Origin of the sequence: Marinomonas sp. UCMA 3892 (assembly GCF_012726345.1) — a bacterium.
Taxonomy (GTDB): Bacteria; Pseudomonadota; Gammaproteobacteria; order Pseudomonadales; family Marinomonadaceae; genus Marinomonas.
Map to the genome: position 1 here is coordinate 157,516 of NZ_PTXN01000003.1, position 19,689 is coordinate 177,204.

Genomic DNA, 19,689 nt, shown 5'->3' on the forward strand with positions numbered 1-19,689 from the left:
ACAACACAAGGTATGAACCAATCTTCATACCTTGTGTAAAATACTACTCAAAGTTGCTCACGAGAGAATGCCGTCATCGTTGCGTCATATAACATGGCTAATATTAAACGATACAAAATCACTCTCATTAGTAAGGGCTTTCCTTTGAATACTAGAGCATTTATTCCTGTAATCGGCATGTTGGCATTAGCTGGCTGCAGTTCTGTTAACACTACATCAATCGCCTCTACTGATACTTATGTGTACGGCACAAAATCTGTTTATGTTCCGCAAGACAGTGTAGACAACTACAGCACAGTCCCAGCAAGCTACACTCTGGTTTACACCGAGTTAGTCGCTCGTCACGGTTCTCGTGCACTTTCTAGTCCGAAATACGACGACATCAGCTTAAAAATCTGGCAAGCCGCCAAAAAACAAAACGCACTAACACCTCTTGGCGAGCACTTGGGAGCTGAAATCGAGCGTTTAATGGCAGCCAACGTCAAAATGGGCTACGGCAACTTATCTAAATTAGGCAATCAAGAGCAAATTCAAATCGGTGAGCGTATGGCACAACGCAACGCCAGTTTGTTAAACCAAGCAGTGCAAAACCAGCAACAAATCGCTTTTGAATATTCAGGACAAGATCGTGCAAGAGACAGCGGCCTTGCCTTCATTCAAGGCTTAGAAAACGTCAATCCAGCGTTAGCGCCTCTCATCAGCAAGCCGGTGAAAAATAAAGCGCAGTTATATTTCCACAAGCAAAGCAACAACAAAGACTACCAAGACTACGTCAAGGAAAATCCTCAACTACGCGCGGCAGTCGATCATTTGTTTGACCAGCCAAAATCACATCAAGTCGCGCGAGAAATGCTAGAACGCGTTTATTCACCAGCCTTTGTCGATCAACTTGCAGAAGGCAAATTGTCTTTCATCAAAGTCGGTAAGAAAAAGCCAACTGTTTATAATGATGTAGAAGCCGCAATACAGCTTTTCAACCTTTACCTGATTGCACCAGGCTTAGCCGATGAAGCTGGCGCACAGCCATGGAACTTCACCCAGTTCGTCACCCCAAAAGAATCTCAGTGGCTGTCTTATGTATTGGATGGTGAAGATTATTACGAAAAAGGTCCAAGCTTCGCTGATACCAATATCACCTATAAAATGGCGTCGGTATTAGAAGATGATTTCTTCAATGAGATCAAGGGCGTGCAAGACGGCACAAATACCAAAGCAGCAAAAATACGCTTTGCCCATGCTGAAACCATCATTCCATTTGCCGCGCAAATGCAATTAAAAGGCAGCGAGACTGGTGTGTCTCGTGATACTGGCTATACCTTGCAAACAAGTCCTTGGCGTGGTGGCTGGGTATCGCCATACAGTGCGAATATTCAGTGGGATGTTTACCGTAATCAAGCAGGCAGCTTATTGGTGAAAATGCTCTATAACGAAAAAGAAATTGCCTTTAAGGACAGCTGCAAGCCAATTTCTACTGGAAGTTATTTTTATCAATTCTCTGAGTTAACTCGATGCTACGGTAAATAATAACTAGGCAGAAACCGCCAAACTAAATAATCAAAAACAGCCATAACACAAAAAATGTCATGGCTGTTTTTTTATTGTTTCAACTTTTTACAGCAGAACCATTAGCTACTGAATTTGCCTTGCCATTATGATCATCTTATCAAGAGCCGTATTTAACGGCTTCGCGACTTCAGGTCTAATACGAGTGTTTGCCGTACAATCATTAATAGCTGCGGCATATTCTGTGAAGAGTTTTTTTTCGGAGTAACGCTCACTAAGGTGTTCAAAAAAAGTTGCTCTTTGGCGATCAAACAGCTTTTGCATCAACTTAGCTTGCATTTCGTTACCACCATACATGCTTAATAGTTTTGGCGTAATAACATCATTTTTAAGGTAATTTTTATAAGCAGATAAGCCACCATGAACGATTGCCATATCATCCACTGTATAATGATCGGAAAAATTGTCTAATGTTGTGTCGACAAAATCTACCAGAGCTAAACAAGAGTTAAGTTCATTAATTGAAGGATTCGCCGCAAACAACTCAGGCGAGAGAAATAAACTGAGGACAAGCATTAAGTGTTTTTTCGTTTTCACAGCCCCTCTCCTTTTTATTATTTTTGTATTGCGGATTAAGTGCTCAACGGATAGCACCAAGCCCGTTTACATAAAGTAACACCAAGACTGATTTAAGCAAAAACTTATCGTAAATAGTTATCAACAATTCTTCGCTGATCTAAACGACTAGAACACACAAATAAAATAATGTCTTCAATATTAAACCGAGATTATCTGGCTTTGCAGCCCGATACCACTCGTTTTGTTGAGGGGGGATTATTTGCCAATTTATTAGCTGGGCGAATTGGTCTTGGAGCAAAATTACCGCCACAGTTTGGGCAACGGCCATTAGGAAGCATAGTATCGACACAATCGAGGCAAAAAGTACATTCAAAACTACAAATCATGGCATCTTCGGCTGATGGTGGTAAATCTTTATCACAACACTCACAATTAGGCCTTAGTTCTAACATATATTCTCCTCCAACTCATTCAGCACAAACAGTTTAGAATCTAGCTTATATAACATAAAGAACACCACTAAAACCTAAGATTTTAGTGGTGCTTGAGTAACAAAAAAATCTAAATAGTAATCAGCTTGCTAGCGTAAAACGCGCCATAGTTTGCTTCATCGCTGCACCTTGGCTACTCAGCTCTTCTGCTGCTGCCGCACCTTCAACAGAACCCGCGGCGTTTAGCTCGACAACGTCACCAACAGAAACCATTGCTTGCGCAACCTCACTCACTGCCAAAGCTTGTTCATGGCTAGCAGATGCAATTTTACCAACAATAGCCGATGTTTCATTGATGCCATCAAACACAGCTTGAAGAGATTTATTGGTATTTTCAGCAATAGAAACTCCATTTGCAGTCTTAGAGGAAGAGAGCTGTATTAACTTCGCCGTTTCTGCCGCGGCCCCAGTGCTTCTAGATGCCAAGCCTCGTACTTCATCGGCAACCACCGCAAAACCTCGTCCCTGCTCCCCAGCTCTAGCTGCTTCAATCGCCGCGTTCAGTGCTAATAAGTTAGTTTGCTCGGCGATTTCATCAATGGTCTTAATGAAGCCTGCAATACTTTCCCCAGCGTCTTTAATTTCATTCATTGCTATAATCATTTCTTGCATATGAGCTTGACCTTCAACCACGGCTCTTTGAGCTGTCTCAGCTAACAAGTTAGCTTCTCGAGCATTCTCGGCATTCTCACTGGTTTGTACTGATAGCTGTTCTAATGCAGCAGAAATGGTCTGCAAATTGTCTTTTTGCTGGGTTGCACCTTCTGCAAGAGAATGACTAAAAATGGAAACTTGCGAGCTGCCAGCTGCAATTTGATCCCCTGCATTTTGGATATCTATAAGGATGTTATTTAGGTTTTTCACCATGTCTTGCAGAGCTTGCCCGAGACTATCTTTATCCGATGCGAGAACCACTTTAGCCGTCAAATCCCCATCCGCTATTTTTTGAGCTAAAACAGCTTTGGCTTTTAGACTCTTCACCATGTTTCGGATAGCAGCGTATAAACTAGCCTCTTGCTCGTTATTATTTGGTAACTGAATTTCTAAATCACCATCTGCCACACTACGAACTACATTTGTCACCAACGCAGGATCACCACCTAGTTGTGTTGTCGTCGCGCGGGTAATCAACCATGCCACAGCGCCACCCAATAGAATCGCAATCACAACAATCGCTTCAATAACATAAACGGCTATCGTATTACTATCCACCATCTGAGGACCAAGCAAATCTTGCTCATTCTTAATGGATAACTTGAGGCCTTCAGTCAACTCAGTAACCTCAGAGCCAACAGGGTTTAACGTTTCATTTATGATATTATTCCGACTCGAAATTACAGCAACGACATCATTAAAGGCCTTTTTATAGGTCGCTACATCTTTAACAACACTGTCCAATAACGCTTTACGAGCAGGGTTTTGTAACTCATTGCTTAAGACTTTTAATTGAGAATCTAAATCTGCAAATTCTTTCTCGACTCTATCAACTGAGGATTGCGTATTAGATTCTAAAAACTTCAGCACATATAAACGTGCTAGTAGCAAACTTCTCGTCGACAGAGACGCATTATAGGCCGCCGAAACATCACCATCGTCTTTTGCAGACATCAGTATTTTAGTAAGATCTTTTTCAATCGCCGGCCCATTAATATTTAAAACATTTTCAACCAATTCATTTCTTTTTTTTTTAAAATCAACAATTTTTTCAACCCCAGCAATATAAGAGTTTAAAGTCGTATCCAATCCTTTCAAAACATCAATATCTTCAGCGTTATCAACATCAAGTTTCGCCTCAGCTATAAACTGCAGTGTATGTTCCCAATAAATATCGAACTCTTCCTTATCTTTTATATTCCCCGTTAAAATAAAATCTTTTTCTTTCATTCTTGCCATTAGCATATTGGCTTGAACTCTACCTACAGCATTAGTGGCTCTTGCCAAGGAGCGGTATTCTTCAAAACCATTTGATGCGTTATTTAACGCAAAATAGGCCGTAGATCCGACCAAGGCCAGTAGAATAATAACGACTGAAAAACCTAAATATAATTTTTTAGCGAAGGTGAGCATATCCTTTACCTCATATCAATGACGAGACGTCCTAATTAAAAAGTAGAAGGTCATATCTAATATGAAGTGAAAAGAATTGTGTCTATTTGTAAAAAATAGAAAAATAATTTATAGGTTTATAAAAAAATGATTTAAAACATGAAGATGCTCAAGACAAAATATTAGGAACCGTTTTATTAAGACGCTTGGGGCGTTTTTCCCAGCGTACTTTGACTTCAAACTGCTGGCTATCTTCGTCTTCTGACGCACTAACTTTTAAGCGCATTAGCCCCTTTGGATCGAGAGTTAAGGAACCTTCTTTTTCCTCACTAAATTCCAGTTTGCCTTTCGACAAGCCTTTCGAGAGCGCTTTTAGTACGTCTTGAATATCATCGGCATCCAGTAAAGCTTCGTATTTAAATTCTGTTTTAGATTTCATAATACTTGTCCGTAAATTCCTTGCAGTTCGGTTGAGGTCATAACTTTTGCAGTTGGATAATCGCAACTTAATCCGACAATTCCAGTATCCTTGCCGATCAAGGTCGCGCCAATACCATGGCCTTTTAAACCTTCCGCAGTACGGGAGTGACAGTCCAAGGTGATATCAGCTTCCACATGCACCAGACCTTTTTTGATAGTAATTCGCTGACCTTGCTGACGGTTGATATGACCTTGTACAACCACATGAATACCGGCTTTGTGAATGGCGTTTACGCCGCGCTCAGTTAGCGGAAGATCGGCATCGCGGTATTTTGTCCGAAAGGTATTGGCAATCGAGCTGTAGTAAAAGCTGAATAAATCTCGACGTTTTAAATTGCGATGGAAGGCTTTGTTCGCATATTTAGTGCCGCTTTTCAGCAACATTTGCCCCATGCTGTCGTCCAAACCAGCGTGCAAAAATAAAAATGAACCTCGTTTGGCGACCAGCTCCATCCTGCGAAAAAACCAATTAAACTCGCCCTTTTTATGCAAGAACAATTGCTGGCATTTCAACGAAGTGGCATAGACTTGTCGCAAACTCAATCCGGCTGACAAGCAGTGCTTCTCGAAACTATGATTCTTAGATTCCATTTTACGAACTTCACGGTCGATGCCTTCTGCGGTCAAAAAGCCTGCTGCATGAAACGGAAACTCTTTAAACCAATCGTCACCGGGGAAAAGTAGTTCACGGCACGTATCTTCATCGGGAATTTTCTTATCCCAATGAGCGTCAGCCAAATATTCGTCGAAAACTTCCCGAAACAACGGCACGACTTTTTTCCCCATGCGTACGAAAAAGTGTTGGTTGCCTACGTCCTTCTTGCGCGCCAATGCTAGCAATCCCATCAACAAGCGCAAGTCGTGGTTACCAGCGAGTAAAGTTACTCGTGCTTTTAGCTTATAAAGTTGTTTCACACTGCGCAGCAATTTAAGATTGCTCGGCCCTTTATCTAAACAATCTCCGCCAACGATGATTTCCGACTGCTTACCTTTTTTCGTCAGAGAAAGATGTCCCAAGCCCGATTTTTTCTTACGTTCTGCTACGCCTGCCGCAATCAAGGAATCCTCAAAAGCCACCGCGTCCGCATGGGGATCAGAAATAAACACCACGGAACGTTTTGGCCAGCACAGCTTACTCTTTTTGAACAAAGACGGAGTTTCATTCGGCTCTAAAACGTGACTGTTTACCGAGCTTTCATCTCGAGGCCAAGCTGTCCATTCACTAGGTAAACGCGCAATGATATCGGAGTGATGAGGGCGATCCATTATGGCTGGAATAGGGCTCAACATAGGATTCGGCATAAGAAATGATTACCTTTTGGTTGATGGTTTTCGTCAGAAAATTCAAACAAAACAGGCTGCCCGAAAATAGACTAATCCTTTTACTGTGACAAAGCTTTATGACAGTAAGATGAAAGCTGTCATAAAGCTTCTCGATTTCTTTATTTTAAAGTGTCTATAAGCTCATAAGCTCGATCAAAATCAATCCTGCCAGTGAGTCGATAAACCTTCACATTCGCCAGCTCACGACAATAATGCTCTACGGAATCAATGGCGTTAAGATCTGCAAAAGCACCGGATTTATCTTGGTAAAAAGGCCCAGGACGTTTACGTAGTCCTTCGATCACCTCAGGCTGAGAAGACAAATCAACCGGCTCTAATTGCGTCGGTTCAGCGCTGTCTAATGACCAGTCCAGCATGATAAGACGCGACAGATTTCCGGCTAAACGAACACGGTTTGGCCCGTATTCATCTTCGATCTGTACATCGTATTTCTCCTCTAATGACCATAGTTCACTTTGCGGCATTTGACGTAACGCTTGTTGACGATCTTCTGGCAAGATATGACGTAATCGCTCAGCATGCAGCAAAGTACCGGGGTTTACTCGCGGCAGTTTTGCCAAGCCGATAGTTTGCGTACCTTGCTCGGTTTTCTTCAATTCTGTTTTTTTGGGCCCTGTATTTTTTAGTAACAGTCGGTCGTTAGTGAGAAAATCACGTTCGGGATTTTCAAGACAACGAAGCATCAGGGTAGATTTGCCACCGCCAGACCCAGCGGCAATAGCCGTTACTTCGCCGTTCACACAAAACGCTGAGGCATGACCCAAGGTAAAGCCTTGGCGTAAATAATGATTCAAAAACTGGTTGTTAATAAAGTTGACGATTTGTGCCAAGTTAGACGCACAAGGACCAACAGCAACCGTATGATCAGGCCGTTGTAAAAACGTCATGCCAGTTTTGAATTTCTTAATCCAACGTCCACCAGCAACATCAAGGAAACCTTCTTTTCGTCCTTGCTTGCCTGCTTCGCGTGGGACATCTAACCACTCCAATTCATCACCTACAGCACTTTGCTCCATCACATACACATTCAAGGATGTTGTCGTGTGCGCCTCTGCCTTCAAATAACTGCGGTAATAATCTGCAATGCCAGCCAACAACATAGCTTCATTCGAATGCACGATAACCGATAAATCGGCAAAGTGAAGGCGAATTGTTTCGCTACAATGACTTAATGCTTCATCCACATGAGGCAAATTTAATAAGGTTTTAATCATGATGTAGTCTCCTTTAGAATGCATTCTTGTGAAACACCTTCTTGTGAAACACATTCCTTTAAAATATAGTCCGCGTAAACACTGGCTGCATCTATATCACAGCCTTCTAACGCGCCTTTAAAACCGCCAAAGGCCGATACTTCAAATACAACAGGACCTTGATCCGTCAAGGCAATATCCACGGTAGTAAAACTCAGGTCATAACAAGACTGTGCTCGACGACCTAATTCAATCAGCGTGGCATCAGGCTCAAACATTTCATACTTTCCACCACTATTAATCGTGGTGTTCCAAGAGTCTTTATTGCCAACACGCGCGTAAGTACACAGGTATTCACCGCCAACAAATACCATACCCAAATCTCGACCATCCAATTTCACGGTTTGCTGAATATAATAAATGGACTGACTCTGACGATACTCTTCCAAAGCGTTATGGACAAATTCGTCACTGTCGTCTTTGGTTAACATGATCATGCCGCGGGCTTTGGTGGAATATAAAGGTTTTAAAATTGCCGAGCCAAATTCTCGCACCGTGTCAAACGCTTGTTCTGGGCTTTCGGTGATGCGTGTTTTCGGCATAGGAATATTGCCCCGCTGCAGCGCCAAAGTGCCGCTCAAGCGGTTCACTAAGTTACCCACACTTTGAGTTGGACTAAACAATTTGACGCCAGCGCGCTCCGCATAAGACAGCAGATGAATGCGGTCTTCTGTGGCGGGTGAATAGACTTCGCTGATCTTTTTGATGATCAAACCATCCAGCGTCATCAGATCTAAGTCTTGGAACATCAGCTGATTGGTGTCTAAACGCAATTCCACTTTGCTCATATCAATCACGGCACGAAAGCCAGTACGTTCTTCAAGACGATCCGCCAATACTTCTGTGGACCATTTTCCAGGGATACCAACCACCCCGATTTTCAACTTATTCAACGTAAAGCTCCTTAAGTGGTAAAGTAAATGTTTGGGCTTGTTCTGGTGATAATTTGGCTAAACGCTCCAGCAAATATCGAGCGCGTAAATGCATTCGAGAAGCCAGTTTTTTATCAAAAATAAAGCGTGTGGAAGTGGCAAACGAGCGAGCAAGACCGGCAGCTAAGCGCACTTCAAAGGTGGTATCTTGTTGACGAGAAGCAAAGCGTCGACCAAAGCGATACACCTCTTTGGCGCTTTCCATCATCTGTGTTCGCGTCTCCCCACTAAGCACCTGCAAGCGGTAAATCGAGACCATTAACACCGACAAGTCCTGCACATAATCAAAGTAAGACGCTCGATGCAGATCGATAAAATAGACACGCTTTTCTGCGTCATCATAAATCAGATTATCAACGTTAAAATCCCCATGAGTCAGTACTGAAAAAGGCGCTCGCCTCTGAGTTTCTTGTATCGCGACGCGACGGACTAACTCATCAAAGCTTAGACTGGTGTAGCCACAAATGCGTTCTTCATCTTTAAAAAACTCAGGGTGAACTTTACGACTGTCGCCAATACGCTTTTGCAGTTGCCCCATGAAATTCGCCGCACAAGACTCAGGTGTCAAAGTGGCTTTCCATGTCTGGTTCAGGGTTTTAAATAAGGCTTTCAACGCGGCTTTTGTGCCGTCTTGGTCGCCAGCAAGCAACAGGGCTTCCAAGGTTTTTCCCGGAATGTGTTCGATCAATAAAGAGGATTGTTCATTGCTGCCATCGCTTTTGCCATTGATTTGAGATGTGCCTGTTTGACAAAGAACACTTGGTGCGAGCCGAGGATCAATGTCACGCCATTGATTCACGCCAGCCACCTCTTCTTCAATTTTGGAGCGATCACCTTCTTTATAAACAGCAAGCACATCATTGCCAGACTCATCTTTGTGAGTAATCGCAGCAATGGCACTGCCAGATCGAGTTAACGCCAAACGTCGTACTTTTAAGTCTCGTAGGTCGTAATTCAGGTTCGTCGCACTATCTAATAAATGAGGATAATTTTGCAACGTGGCGACTTGGCCAAGATCCGTTTTAATCAAGGCTTCCGCAACAACGCCTAATTGCTCAATCAAGTGCTTTACGCTGACATTGCTCAAAATCGCCGCACGCAGCTGGTCATCGCTCAAATCGAACTTTGCTTGCAAAGTGAGCGCTTGCAGCTCGTTATAACTGGCGAGCAACTTGTGAGTGCGTCGACCTAACTTGATACCAGTACGACGACGATTGTCGCTCACGCCAACTTTCACAAGGCGCAAGGCACGTCTTATACGTTTCACCAGCTTGCGGCATTCTTGCCCTGTTGGATGTTTATAAGGCTCATCCAACGTACCTTCTCGAATACAGTCAAAGCAATGCTTAGTCAGCATCTCAAGAGCGATCACCAAGGTATGCATGCCATTTACTTGTGCATGAAAGGTGGTATTGGTTTTGCGGCGCTCTAATAAACGCGCGGTTTCAATATCGGCTTTTTCACGCAGCGCTTGCACATAGCCACGACGACTACGAATACTAGACAACAGCGCTGTTGAACTGGAAGTGAAAAAAAGCTCCACTAGATGGCAGTGTGTTTCGACCTCATGCAAGAGAAAAGACACATGCTCTTGTAACGAAGACACAACTGGGGTTGAAGCCATAACGTTTTTCCCTTATTACTTTCTCTTTGACTATACAGACAGTAGAAAGCATCAAGATGACAGTTATGTGACAATCCGCCATCGAAATAATTAACAAGGAGACAATATGAAAGGACCCAATCCAGATACCAAAGAGCCGATGAAGGGCTTCCCACAAGTAGGTTATCTTAAAAACTTTATTACCCGCGACAATATCATCGTTGGTGATTACACCTATTACGATGATCCAGATGGGCCAGAACGTTTTGAAGACAATGTGCTTTATCACTTTGATTTTATTGGCGATAAGCTCATTATCGGTAAATTTTGCGCCATCGCAAAAGACGTTAAATTCATTATGAATGGTGCCAACCACGCCAACGCAGGTTTCTCAACATATCCGTTTTACATCTTTGGCAATGGTTGGGAAAAAGCGGCGCCAAAGGCAGGAGATTTACCCTACAAAGGCAATACGAATATAGGCAGCGATGTATGGATTGGCTACGACGCCACCATCATGCCTGGGGTACAAATCGGTAACGGTGCCATCATCGCCAGCAAGTCCGTCGTGACATCAGACGTGCCAGCTTACAGCGTGGTCGGTGGCAATCCTGCCAAGATCATCAAATACCGTTTTGACGAGCAAACCATTCAAGCATTACAAGACATTGCGTGGTGGGATTGGAGCGCCGAGAAAATCACCCAACATTTAGACGCCATCGCCAGTGCCGATTTGAATCGATTACAAACCGCTAAAGATGAGTAAATAGAATAACAAAGGTTAATGTATGACAGTCAAGATCCGCACCATACAAGCAACAGACGCCGCAGCTTGGTCAGCGCTAAGAATCGAGTTTCTGCCAGAAATTAAAGACATCAGCCAAGCGGAAGTTAATGCCTTCTTTCTTGGAAGCTATCCAAATGTACAAGAGGTGCTGGTTACGCTCGATGACAACCAACACATGATAGGTTTTATCGAGCTGAATCTTCGCGACAATGTTCCCGGCAGTAGCCAGCAAACCACGCCCTACATCGAAGCTTGGTTTGTCTCACCTGACTGCCAAGGGCAAGGTATTGGCAAAGCTCTAATTGAAGCAGCCGAGCAATGGGCAAAACAACAAGGCTTTCAGGAACTTGGCAGCGACGCCCCGATCTCCAACAAAAAAAGCGTCAACCTTCACAAACAACTTGGTTTTAACGAAATAGAACGTGTAGTTTGCTTATTAAAACCTTTGACGTAAAAAAAACAAAACCCCAGTGTCTAACTGAGGCTTTGAGAGATTGGATTCAGACGCTTATAACTGACGCTTTTACCAGCCGCGACGATCCGCAAAGTCGTGCCATTTCATAATCATCGGCAAGAACCAAGGTGTTCCAGTGTACAAAGGACGTGTTCTGAAGGGAAAGCCATCAAATGAGGTTTTGCCTTCCACTTGGTTAAGCACTTGTTGAGCGATTTTACGACCAAAATAATTGGCGCGACCAACACCTGAACCGCAGTAGCCCATGGCGTAGTGCATGTCGTCCATTTTGCCAATGTGTGGCACATGGTCAAAGGTGTAGGCAACATAGCCCGACCAAGCGTAATCGATTTTTGCCTCTTCCAGCTGAGGAAAAGTACGAATCATAAAGTCCTGTAGGTATTTCGAATACAGCTGTGGCTGATCGCCACGACCAAATGCTCGTCCGCCAAACAAGATGCGTTTGCCATCAGGCGAAGGTCGATAATAGGCAACCAAACGCTCGGTGCCACCATGGGCGCGTAATTTCGGGCTCACGGAACGAATCACAGATTCAGGTAATTCTTCGGTGGCAATCATCGCAGAACGAATAGGAATGATGCGACGTTTAAATTTATCAAATTCACCGCCTGTGTAGCCATTGGTCGCGATAATCACTTGATCGGCATCGATAACACCGCCATCGTACTGAACCTTGTAACTAGCGCCCTGTTTACTAACATCACGCACCTTGGTGTGTTCTAGCATTAACACTCCGGCTTGTTGAGCAATTTGGCAAAGACCACGATGTAGCTTAGCGGGCTGTAACGTACCATCGGTCGGGTAAATCACGCCGCCATGATACGCGTTAGAACCTACTTCTTCGAATTGATCCTGACGGCTCACTGCAATCGCCGGAAAATCGACTACTTTCGCAAGCTCTTCCGCTTGCTCGATCAGGCCCGCGTAATGACTCGGATGACTCGCACCACGAAAGCGGCCACATAAGGACAAATCACAATCAATTTGCTCTTCCTTGATAAAATCCACTAGCCAATTAAAGGCTACTAAGCTCTCACGAATCGTCTCATGAACATTGTCACGACCATACTGGCGTTCGAGTCCATCAACGCCTAATTTACTAAAACTTGGCCCAAGCAAACCACCATTTCGACAGCTCGCGCCTTCGCCTAAATGCCCAGCTTCTAGTAGAACCACTTTGAGTCCTGCTCGTGCCAAGGTGATAGCCGCAGAGATTCCAGTAAAGCCGCCACCAACAATCACAGCGTCGGCTTTTTGTGGGATTTCAAAGCGTGCATTTGTGTGTATTTTGCTCGCCAAAGACGTATCTGCCAGCCAAAAAGGCATGTTGGTATACGTCGATATATTTTTTGCCAGCATATCGATTTCATTCCATAAATAAGGGTAAATTCGTATTCTTCTGTGATTAATAACTTACGATGTCGCGAGTTAATCAGTCATCAAAGTACGTGTTGTAAAAACTCTCTCGTCCTATCCCACTGGGGATTCACCAACACCTGCTCCGGTGGCCCAACTTCGATGATTTCACCGTCGGCCATGAACACCACGCGATCAGCAACCTGTCGAGCAAACTGCATTTCATGAGTAACACACACCATGGTCATGCCAGTTTTGGCGAGGTCGATCATCACGTCCAATACTTCCTTGACCATCTCTGGATCGAGTGCGGAGGTAGGCTCATCGAACAGCATGATTTTGGGTTCCATAGCGAGGGATCGGGAAATCGCCACGCGCTGCTGTTGACCGCCTGATAATTGTCCCGGATAACGTGTTGCAAGATGGGCAATCCCGACGCGATCCAACAAACGCATGGCCATTTTGTCAGCGTCACGCTCTGACATCTTGCGCAGCCAAGTCAAACCCAAGGTACAGTTTTGCAAAACAGTCAAATGAGGAAACAAGTTAAAGTTCTGAAACACCATGCCCATAGTTTGATGAATAATTTTATGGCTTTGACGATCACGAGAAAGCGGCTGACCAAACACGGAAACCACGCCTTCTTGGTATTCTTCTAGATGATTCAACGAACGAATCAAGGTCGATTTACCCGATCCAGATGGCCCACACACCACCATAATTTCGCCTTCGCTAATATCTAGAGAAACGTCTTTAAGGACGTGATGATCTCCGTACCACTTGTTCAGGTTGTCGATTTTAATCGCCGTTTCAGTCACGGCTTTTTGGGCTAAATTTCCTGATGACGTCGTCATTAGCGATCCACCTTTAAACGTTTTTCAAGATTCAAACTGTATTGAGACATGCTGTAGCACAAGATAAAGAAGAGCACGGAAATCATCACCAATGGCTCAGTGTGCATTCCCACCCAGTCTTTGTCGTTGGCAATGTTGCGCGCCATCAACATGATGTCGAACAAGCCGATGATAGAAACCAATGTGGTGTCTTTCAGCAAGCTGATAAACGACGTCATGATATTCGGAATCATCATCCTTAGGGCCTGGGGCAGAATGATCAGCACCATGGTGTGCAAATACCCTAAACCAAGCGTAGCCGCGGCTTCGTACTGACCTTTTGGGATCGCCTGCAAACCACCACGAATGTTTTCGGCCATGTAAGCACCAGCAAACAAACACACTGCGACCAGTACTTGCGTGAGCTTGTTAAACTCCATATCCGCTGGCAAAAAGATAGGCAGCAAGGTCACGGCCATAAATAAGACAGTGATCAAAGGTACAGAACGAACTAACTCGATCACAGTCATCGACAACCAATGAATCACTGGCAATTTAGAACGTCGACCTAGCGCTAAAATCACGCCCACAGGAATCGCCATGGTGATGGCAAAACCAGCAATGATGAAGGTTAGGAACAAACCGCCCCAACGCTCAATTGGCACAGGCTCCAATGACACTTGGCTAAGCCCAGACGCGATCACCAATGCGACAAGCAGCCACACAGCAACAAAGCTCAACAGATGAATACGGCGCTCAACCAAGCGAGACACCAGCGGCACAAAAAGTTCGTTTAAGCCTTTCTTCCCCAGCGCCGACAAGATCCAGTTTGCGTAGATAATGGCTAAGAAAGCCAAGGCAAGACAGGTCATCGCACCATGTACCAAGCCTAATTCCTCGCCAAAACGGCCGCCTAAGAAAAGATAACCGCCCACAAAAGGATACAAGCCAATCCAAGACAACAATATAAAATTGCGTAATGGAATACGCTTCGACATCAGCGGCAATAACCAAACCAATCCGAGCAAGACGCCGATATTGACGCGCCATTGCTCGTCCACCGGAAAACGCCCGTAAATTAAGCCATTAAACCAGCTAATAACACCGGCCCAACAGGCGCTGTCTGGACTGATATCCATACATTGACGACGATTATCCGCGATGAAAACCGCATTAAATACCGCCCAATCCAACACATGTTTCACTAAATAAAACAGCACAGTCGCCACACACAAGGTCAGCAAGCTGTTGCCAATACTGTTAAAACAACGATGACGAATTGTGCCGAGAATACCTCTTTCACTTTTATGTGGCGGACGAGGTGGAGTCGGGACAAATTGCTTTAAAACAGGTTGGTTTTTCACATTCAAATCGTCCATTTATCGCACCTTATACTGCACACTGTCGTTGTACTTGTTGAGCAAGTAAGAGATCAGCAAACTGATGAAGATATAGAAACCCATGACCATAAAGATGATCTCGATAGCGCGTCCGGTTTGGTTCATGGAAGTTTGCATGAACACAGACACCAATTCAGGGAAGCCAATTGCTACCGCCAGTGACGAGTCTTTTGTCGCTGCCAACCAAGAGTTGGTCATTGGCGGAATAATGGACCGAATCGCTTGAGGAATCAGAATCAAGCGCAACGACTGAACGCGCGAGAAACCAATGGTAAACGCCGCCTCATGTTGTCCTCGGTCGATAGATTGCATGCCTGCACGAACCGTTTCAGCGATAGCCGCAGATCGATACACCGTCATGGCAACAAACGCAGCACCGAATGACGCAGGAAGAAACGCACCGCCGCTGAAGTTAAAACCTTGCAGCGATGGAACAGACAAGCTCGTCGAATTCAAAAAGGTCCAAATCGCCCAGCAAGCAACTAACGCCCACACAGCTAAGCCGATATAGAACCCTGTAGAACGAGAGCCAGACAAAGTGTAATAAGGTTTAGACCAACGGAATAAGCCATAAAGCGCAGCGATCAAGGCAACCCCAAGCGCAACAATCCATCCCCATGACAAGGTACTTTCCATTGTCATCACATAAAGGCCACGATTATTTAGGAAAAGCCATTCGCCAAGATGATAACTTTGCCGAGGCGCTGGCAAGGTCGAAAACACTACAGTAAACCAAAAGATAATTTGGATTAATAAAGGCACATTACGCACAACTTCTACGTACCAGCGCGCAAGTTGAGAAACCAAAGGGTTGTCGGATAGTCTTAAAATCCCCACCACTGTACCAATAAGAGTTCCGACAACAATCACACAAAAAGACAAAATCAGTGTGTTGACAATACCGACTAAAAATACACGCCAGTAACTCATACCTGGGTCGTAAGGAATCAGACTCCAGCTAATATTAAATCCTGCCGTCACTTGCAGAAAATCAAAGCCAAACGTCATGCCTAAACGGTTTAAATTCTCACTGGCATTGGCGAATAAAAACCACAAGCCGAACAACACTAGCACTAAGACAATCGCTTGTAGGATCACCGCTCTACTTGAATCATTATTAAGCAGAAACATCCATTTTTGTGTCGTAGACGAAGGCAAACCAGTACCCTTAGTAGGACTTTTCTGTGGTTTACTCGTAGAGGACTGAATCATATCTATATACCGAACGAAGGAGGAAAACTAAAATTGCAATAGATAGGCCAAAAGACCTACCTATTTGCCATATTTAGAGACCGTTACACTATGTTTCGATCACAATAATCGTGTATTAACGGAATGATTTTGCGTACATCAACCCGCCCTTAGTCCATAATTCATTCAATGTACCTTCACGCTCTAAACCCAAAACACTATCAGTTCCTACGTTACGTTCGTACACTTCACCGTAATTACCAACGTTTTTAATAACTTGAAATGCCCAGTCCTGAGGAAGTCCTAGACCTGTATTCAGATCACCTTCAACACCAAGTAAGCGGCGAACCACTGGACTTTGGCTTTCTGCACGCATTTTCTCGACGTTTTGTGAATTCACGCCAAACTCTTCCGCTGCAACCATGGCAGCAAAAGTCCATTTCACAACATTCGCCCATTCGCTGTCGTTTTGTTTTACAGCAAACGATAAGGCTTCTTTGGAAATAGTTTCAGGCAAAATAACGTAATCATTTGGATTCGGTGCTGCAGAACGTTGCGCAGCTAAACCCGATTTGTCATTGGTCAAAGCATCGCAGTTGTTGTTAAAAAAAGCCGTGTTGCGCACAGAAGAGTCATCAAACACGACGGTTTTTATATCTAAATTATTCGCACGGCTGTAATCCGCGATGTTCAATTCGCTAGAAGTTCCGGTCAATACACAAACCGTTGCGCCATTTAGCTCTTTTACAGATTTCACGCCCAAATCTTTACGCACCATGAAACCTTGGCCGTCATAAAAATACGTATCAAGAAAATCTAAGCCCTGTGCTGAATCACGGGACAGCGTCCACGTCATGCCTTTTGATAAAATGTCACCTTTACCACTCTTAATAGAAGTGAAGCTTTGCGCCCACTGTACCGGCAGGAATTTCACTTTAGAGGCATCACCAAACACCGCGGAAGCCACGCCACGACACATATCAATGTCCATGCCCTGCCATTCGCCAGCCTTGTTTAAGCTGTAAAAACCCGGAAAAGAGTTACCAATTACACAGTTTACATAGCCACGTTCTTTTACCGCATCTAAGGTAGAAGTGGTATCCGCTGCATAACTGTTTGCCGCTAGAAGCGTTGTAGTTGCTGCTAACGCTAGAGAAAATTTCTTCATTGTTCGTTCCTTTTATATGCTGTTGATTTTATGGTTTCTTTTTATTCGAACTCATTTTTATTATGAATCGAGTCCGCGATCCCATCGTTTTATTAAATCTTTTGATGCAGATCAAACAACTAACAGTTAGGATCTTATGTGAAGATTTTCTATAATCACACTGAATATTTTTAATAGTCTAATAACTTTAGGTTATGCCGATGAACATCAATAAGTTGCGTATATTTCACGAGGTCTTTGTTACTGGCAGCATCACTAGAGCCGCAGAGCGGAGCTATGTCAGCCAACCAGCGGCCAGTAAAATGCTAGCGAATTTTGAAGATGAAATTGGCTATAAATTGTTTGTGCGTAACAACGGCAAGCTCATTCCGACAGATGAAGCGCTCTACTTGCACGAAGAGGTCTATGGCATCTTGCAAGGCGTAAACCATCTAGAAGACAGCATAAAACGAGCAAAAAACAGCAAAACAGGCAGATTACGCATCGCCACCATTTTCGGTCCGTCCTATCAATTTTTACCTGAACTCATTGCCGAGTATATGAAAGCAAACCCTGGCGTAGATGTGAGTTTACACCTCTCCGGCTGCTCGGCCATTCGACAAGGTATCGCATCAGGACAATATCAAATCGGCTTGGTTGATAAAGCCCAAAGTTCCTCAAAGCACGACTCAGTCGCCTTCGACTTACCTTGTTATTGCGCGGTACCAAAAGATCACCCAGCTGCCCAGCTAGACGTTATTCACCCTAATGATTTATTGGATCTTAGCTGGATTACTCTGGATTCAGAAAACGCTACTACAAAAGCATTAAAACGCATTTATGCTGAAATGGGATTGCCATTGAATCGAACCCTAGAAGTCCATACGACCATTCATGGCCTTTCCTTTGTTAACTTGGGAATGGGCGCCACCTTGGTCGACATACTGAACTTCCGTTACTTTGACAAAGTCTTTCAATTGCCCAACGTCGTTTTGAAACCGTTCCACCCCAGCGTTGTTGAACCGCTCGAAGTACTGACCTCCAATTTGAGTCCACTGTCTGGCCTCGCCAAAGATTTTTACGACGCATTGATACGTAAACTAGAAATACAAACTCAGCTTCCACCGGACACAAAGCATGCTTCCCGATGATAAAACCCGCTGCGCGTGGGCCAGTTCCGCACCTGACTTTCCTGAATACCATGATAACGAATGGGGCTTTCCGGTTGATGACGACCAGCGTTTGTTTGAAAAACTCTGTTTAGAGACCTTTCAATCAGGCTTGAGCTGGCGAACTATTTTGACTAAGAGAGAAAATTTTCGCCTCGCCTTCAAGCAATTTGATTTTCATAAAGTGGCATTATTTGGTGAGAAAGAAATAGCAGAACTACTTAACAACCAAGGCATAGTGCGGAATAAACGCAAAATCCTCGCGGTGATTAACAACGCCAAACGCGCTTTAGAAATGGTCGAAAAAGAAGGTTCATTAGCCGCCTTCATTTGGCGCTACGAACCCAACGAAAACACCCTGCCTCCGCCCGAAACTCAAACCACTTGCGCTGAATCTATCACCCTTTCTAAAGAACTCAAAAAACGTGGCTGGCAATTCGTCGGCCCAACGACAATGTACGCCTTCATGCAATCCATGGGACTCATCAACGACCACGCCGAGAACTGTTTTATGCGGGAGAAAATAGATAAAGCGAGGAAAGGGTTTGTGAGGCCGTAAAAGCACATCCAATCGATGCGCTCATTTTTGCGTATGGATCACGGCTTTCAAATCAAAATTAAGGGATTTAAGCACTTTTACTATGGTGTCAAATTGTGGCCGAGAACCGGATCTAAGGGCTTTGTAAAGACTTTCACGCCCAAGCCCACTGTCTTTGGCTATCTGCGTCATGCCTCGAGCTTTGGCAATATGACCAAGCGCATGAATAAGCTCGTCGGTATCCCCATCCTCAAGCACCATAGATAAATAGGCGGCAATGTCTTCGTCGGAACGAAGCTGCTCAGCCATATCAAAGTTGGTCAGTTCTTTTATTGAAGTCATCTTGTCTCATCCAGTTTTGTAGCTCGCTGTTTTATTATACATAAAACAATCTGTATCCATTTGAATACAGTGTGGTTGTTTTTCAACCTAATCTCAATGCTTTTTCCACCTTCATGCAATCCATGGGACTCATCAACGACCACGCAGAACACTGTTTTATGCGGTAGGAGACAGATAAAAAATGAGTGGATTTTAAACAACAATCAGACAGAAAAAACTT

Annotated in this window: 19 protein-coding genes; 5 read left to right on the top strand and 14 right to left on the bottom strand. The window is 44.1% G+C overall.

Going from position 1 to position 19,689, the window contains the following annotated elements; all coding sequences use genetic code 11:
• The first annotated feature begins 93 nt into the window (after positions 1–93).
• Complete coding sequence (locus B6N13_RS06035; RefSeq protein ID WP_169458829.1) at positions 94–1,524, top strand: histidine-type phosphatase; 1,431 nt, start codon at positions 94–96, stop codon at positions 1,522–1,524.
• Positions 1,525–1,629: 105 nt separating this feature from the next.
• On the opposite strand, the gene B6N13_RS06040 is transcribed toward B6N13_RS06035, so the two are convergent.
• The 8 genes from B6N13_RS06040 to B6N13_RS06075 all read right to left on the bottom strand — a co-directional run bounded on the left by B6N13_RS06040 (position 1,630) and on the right by B6N13_RS06075 (position 10,252).
• Entirely contained in the window at positions 1,630–2,100 is a 471-nt protein-coding gene (locus B6N13_RS06040) for a hypothetical protein (protein WP_169458830.1), read from the bottom strand.
• A 191-nt stretch (positions 2,101–2,291) separates the two neighbouring features.
• The gene (locus B6N13_RS06045) at positions 2,292–2,534 is read right to left on the bottom strand and encodes a DUF1272 domain-containing protein (protein ID WP_011977999.1); all 243 of its coding nucleotides are present in this window, start codon (positions 2,532–2,534) and stop codon (positions 2,292–2,294) included.
• Between the two features lie 120 nt (positions 2,535–2,654).
• Entirely contained in the window at positions 2,655–4,640 is a 1,986-nt protein-coding gene (locus B6N13_RS06050; protein WP_169458831.1) for a methyl-accepting chemotaxis protein, read from the bottom strand.
• Between the two features lie 148 nt (positions 4,641–4,788).
• Positions 4,789–5,058 (bottom strand): amphi-Trp domain-containing protein, encoded by a 270-nt coding sequence (locus tag B6N13_RS06055; RefSeq protein ID WP_011977997.1) that lies wholly within the window; start codon positions 5,056–5,058, stop codon positions 4,789–4,791.
• Complete coding sequence (locus B6N13_RS06060; RefSeq protein ID WP_248280245.1) at positions 5,055–6,401, bottom strand: metallophosphoesterase; 1,347 nt, start codon at positions 6,399–6,401, stop codon at positions 5,055–5,057. The genes B6N13_RS06055 and B6N13_RS06060 overlap by 4 nt, the downstream gene beginning before the upstream one ends.
• Before the next feature lie 140 nt (positions 6,402–6,541).
• Positions 6,542–7,657, bottom strand: coding sequence for an HprK-related kinase B (locus tag B6N13_RS06065; RefSeq protein ID WP_169458832.1), 1,116 nt, complete (start codon positions 7,655–7,657; stop codon positions 6,542–6,544).
• Entirely contained in the window at positions 7,654–8,589 is a 936-nt protein-coding gene (locus tag B6N13_RS06070; RefSeq protein ID WP_169458833.1) for a GAK system ATP-grasp enzyme, read from the bottom strand. Before B6N13_RS06070 ends, B6N13_RS06065 begins: the two co-directional genes overlap by 4 nt.
• Positions 8,582–10,252 carry a phosphotransferase gene (locus B6N13_RS06075; protein ID WP_169458834.1) on the bottom strand — a complete coding sequence of 557 codons (1,671 nt, stop codon included), beginning with the start codon at positions 10,250–10,252 and terminating at the stop codon, positions 8,582–8,584. Before B6N13_RS06075 ends, B6N13_RS06070 begins: the two co-directional genes overlap by 8 nt.
• A gap of 106 nt (positions 10,253–10,358) precedes the next feature.
• On the opposite strand from B6N13_RS06075, the gene B6N13_RS06080 reads away from it, so the two are divergent.
• Together B6N13_RS06080 and B6N13_RS06085 are read left to right on the top strand one after the other, a co-directional pair.
• Positions 10,359–10,997, top strand: a complete 639-nt coding sequence (locus tag B6N13_RS06080) for a Vat family streptogramin A O-acetyltransferase (RefSeq protein ID WP_169458835.1) — start codon at positions 10,359–10,361, stop codon at positions 10,995–10,997.
• A 22-nt stretch (positions 10,998–11,019) separates the two neighbouring features.
• A complete protein-coding gene (locus tag B6N13_RS06085) occupies positions 11,020–11,472 on the top strand; it encodes a GNAT family N-acetyltransferase (RefSeq protein ID WP_169458836.1) in 453 nt (150 codons plus the stop codon).
• Positions 11,473–11,541: 69 nt separating this feature from the next.
• On the opposite strand, the gene B6N13_RS06090 is transcribed toward B6N13_RS06085, so the two are convergent.
• The 5 genes from B6N13_RS06090 to B6N13_RS06110 all read right to left on the bottom strand — a co-directional run bounded on the left by B6N13_RS06090 (position 11,542) and on the right by B6N13_RS06110 (position 17,441).
• Positions 11,542–12,852, bottom strand: a complete 1,311-nt coding sequence (locus B6N13_RS06090; protein WP_169458837.1) for an FAD-binding oxidoreductase — start codon at positions 12,850–12,852, stop codon at positions 11,542–11,544.
• An 80-nt stretch (positions 12,853–12,932) separates the two neighbouring features.
• Positions 12,933–13,703, bottom strand: coding sequence for an amino acid ABC transporter ATP-binding protein (locus B6N13_RS06095; protein WP_072838614.1), 771 nt, complete (start codon positions 13,701–13,703; stop codon positions 12,933–12,935).
• Positions 13,703–15,061 (bottom strand): amino acid ABC transporter permease, encoded by a 1,359-nt coding sequence (locus B6N13_RS06100; protein ID WP_169458838.1) that lies wholly within the window; start codon positions 15,059–15,061, stop codon positions 13,703–13,705. Before B6N13_RS06100 ends, B6N13_RS06095 begins: the two co-directional genes overlap by 1 nt.
• Complete coding sequence (locus B6N13_RS06105) at positions 15,062–16,294, bottom strand: ABC transporter permease subunit (protein ID WP_169458839.1); 1,233 nt, start codon at positions 16,292–16,294, stop codon at positions 15,062–15,064.
• Positions 16,295–16,409: 115 nt separating this feature from the next.
• Positions 16,410–17,441, bottom strand: coding sequence for an amino acid ABC transporter substrate-binding protein (locus B6N13_RS06110; RefSeq protein WP_169458840.1), 1,032 nt, complete (start codon positions 17,439–17,441; stop codon positions 16,410–16,412).
• A 200-nt stretch (positions 17,442–17,641) separates the two neighbouring features.
• On the opposite strand from B6N13_RS06110, the gene B6N13_RS06115 reads away from it, so the two are divergent.
• Both B6N13_RS06115 and B6N13_RS06120 read left to right on the top strand, forming a co-directional pair.
• The gene (locus B6N13_RS06115; protein ID WP_011977985.1) at positions 17,642–18,571 is read left to right on the top strand and encodes a LysR family transcriptional regulator; all 930 of its coding nucleotides are present in this window, start codon (positions 17,642–17,644) and stop codon (positions 18,569–18,571) included.
• On the top strand, positions 18,558–19,148 hold the full coding sequence (locus tag B6N13_RS06120; protein WP_169458841.1) for a DNA-3-methyladenine glycosylase I: 591 nt from the start codon (positions 18,558–18,560) through the stop codon (positions 19,146–19,148). The genes B6N13_RS06115 and B6N13_RS06120 overlap by 14 nt, the downstream gene beginning before the upstream one ends.
• 21 nt (positions 19,149–19,169) lie before the next feature.
• On the opposite strand, the gene B6N13_RS06125 is transcribed toward B6N13_RS06120, so the two are convergent.
• Complete coding sequence (locus B6N13_RS06125; protein ID WP_169458842.1) at positions 19,170–19,469, bottom strand: addiction module antidote protein; 300 nt, start codon at positions 19,467–19,469, stop codon at positions 19,170–19,172.
• Between the last annotated feature and the right edge of the window lie 220 nt (positions 19,470–19,689).